A 2,211-nucleotide genomic window follows, 5' to 3' on the forward strand; every position below is an offset into this window, starting at 1 on the left:
ATTTTATGAGTATCTAATTTCTGCTCTCGCATATCTATAGTTAGACCTTCAATCTTAACTCGCACTTGATCTTTATGATCTGGCACATACCCATCTGTAGCCTGAAAACTTGAGTTTCTTAAAATTAAATTAAATTGTAATTGCCGATTTGAATCAGGCATTGGTAAACTATCTATCTCTTTTTGAGTAATTGAAGCAAATTTTTCAGGTATATAATTTATTGGAAACTGTCCTAAATAATGCTCTCTTTCTGGGCGATAAAATTCTGAATCAAATTGATCAAAAATATGTATTCTACGCTCCCCTAATTTTGCTTTAACAACTAAATTATTATTTTGTTTCCATATAACAACATCCCCCTCTTGAGGTATATTGGCTTTTTCTTTATTCATACATCCTCCTAAAAATAAAAAGTACATAAATAATAAATTTTTCTTTAGATATGACATTAGTTAATCTCTAAAATTATCAAAACTTCTAAATAGTATTAAAATTATAAAATAGCAAAAATCTAATTAATATAATTTATTTCTTTTTCTCAATGAAATATCTTCGCCACTTTGAGTTTCACTAGAGTTAAATATTTGCTCTTCTTCTGAAATAGTGCCACATGCTGTGACTAATATTTTTCTAACGTTTGGATGTATATCACGTCTTAAAGAGCCTATACTCATACGTAATCCATATCTTTGGACTTGTTCTGGCTCATTAAGTGCTAAATTTTCATATAACTTCATAATATAAATATTATCAATATTTTGGCCATCAATTTGATCCAAATTTAAATCAGGTTCTTTGGTACTATAAATTTTTTCACCTTCTTCCATTCTTTTCATATTCCTTATCATTTTTAAATCGATTGTTTTAATCGATTTAAGGATTTCTTTATTATCACAACAAAGCTTATCAATAGAGTATTCTTCTATACTATAATTACTGTTACTTATTTTTTTCAAACTTGAAAGTGGATAAATTTTTCGCCCATAAGTTATTACAGAATAGTTCATTGGCAAGCTTTTCAAATAATCAATATCCACACGATTATCTTTTGTCCATAAACTTTTTAAATTACTCTTATTTTCGCTTAAATCTTTGCATCTTCTTTTATCTTTCTTACAATCTTTATTATCATAATATTCCTGCATTGTTGCCACTGCTATAACATCCATATTCTCTTCAAATGTTTTATCTATTTTTGCAGTACTTATCACTTCAATAATTTTTTCCTTATTATTAAAATTAAATTTAGAAACATACATTACATTATCATTCACATTAAATCCTTCACGACCATCTCTAATCCAATGTTCCATTTCTATAGCCAGAAAATCTGCTTTTAAATTTATTAACTTTTCTTCCTCAGTAAGATATTTATTCTCACTTGTACAAAATCCTTTTTCTTCATTTTTATTAATTATATATTCGTAATATTTATTATTTAAAAAATCAAATATTACGAAAAACACCAATATAGCAAAAAATAATATTTTATATTTCTTCATTTTAATCCCCATTCAAGCCCAAACAACCTTCACGCTTCACAATTAATCAAAACCTTAAAACTAACATAAAGACAATAATTCATAATTTTTAATATAAACTATATTACATATCATTATTTATCCTAATCCAACTTCAATTAACACTCAATCTTTCTACAGGAAGATAAATATTAAAATAAACCCTTCCACATTCATCAATAGGATGTGCCTGAGATTCAATATAAATTTCTTTAAGTGGTATATATTTCATGTCCTTAATAAATGTATTAATTTCATAATCATAATACGAAACAACCAAATAATACTTAGTTACTTTTTGATTGGAAATACTATTAATTTTCTTATTTTTAATTACACTCTCATAACTCATAATACTACAACAGTTATATGGATAAAATTTTTGATTATTCTTATCCCCATCTGAAGAAAGTGTCAATAAAAAACTATTTCTATTATTGAGTTGCTGATAAAGATTTTTATTATTTACGTCAATATTGTCTCGTATTTTTGAAAACCCTGTTAAAACCACAACACTACCATGAGAAATACCATCTAATACCAAATCCTCATCAAGTATTTTATTTCCTCTTTTTCCTACAGTAACTTTAGAATTAATTGTATTATATGGATTTTCAATTTGACTTTTAAAAGCATTTTGCAAGTCATCAAGATTACGAATATTTTCTTTTAAAACAAATAGATTATAAGT

General features: G+C 25.7%; 2 protein-coding genes and 1 pseudogene. All 3 read right to left on the reverse strand.

The window, feature by feature from the left end:
• Positions 1–392, reverse strand: a pseudogene (locus tag ACH8JV_RS19260) (hypothetical protein); the annotation flags it as partial.
• Between the two features lie 123 nt (positions 393–515).
• Positions 516–1,502: a hypothetical protein gene (locus tag ACH8JV_RS19265; protein WP_396523242.1), complete on the reverse strand. Its 987-nt coding sequence runs from the start codon at positions 1,500–1,502 to the stop codon at positions 516–518.
• 133 nt (positions 1,503–1,635) lie between these two features.
• Positions 1,636–2,211: hypothetical protein (locus ACH8JV_RS19270; RefSeq protein ID WP_396523244.1), on the reverse strand; the 576-nt coding region annotated here is incomplete at its 5' end.

Origin of the sequence: Acinetobacter sp. ABJ_C5_2, from assembly GCF_044538485.1 — a bacterium.
GTDB lineage: Bacteria > Pseudomonadota > Gammaproteobacteria > Pseudomonadales > Moraxellaceae > Acinetobacter > Acinetobacter nosocomialis_A.

What these genes read in the sequence shown, in the direction of transcription:
- ACH8JV_RS19265 (WP_396523242.1), bottom strand. Translation starts at nt 1,502, where the DNA reads ATGAAGAAATATAAAATATTATTTTTTGCTATATTGGTGTTTTTCGTA.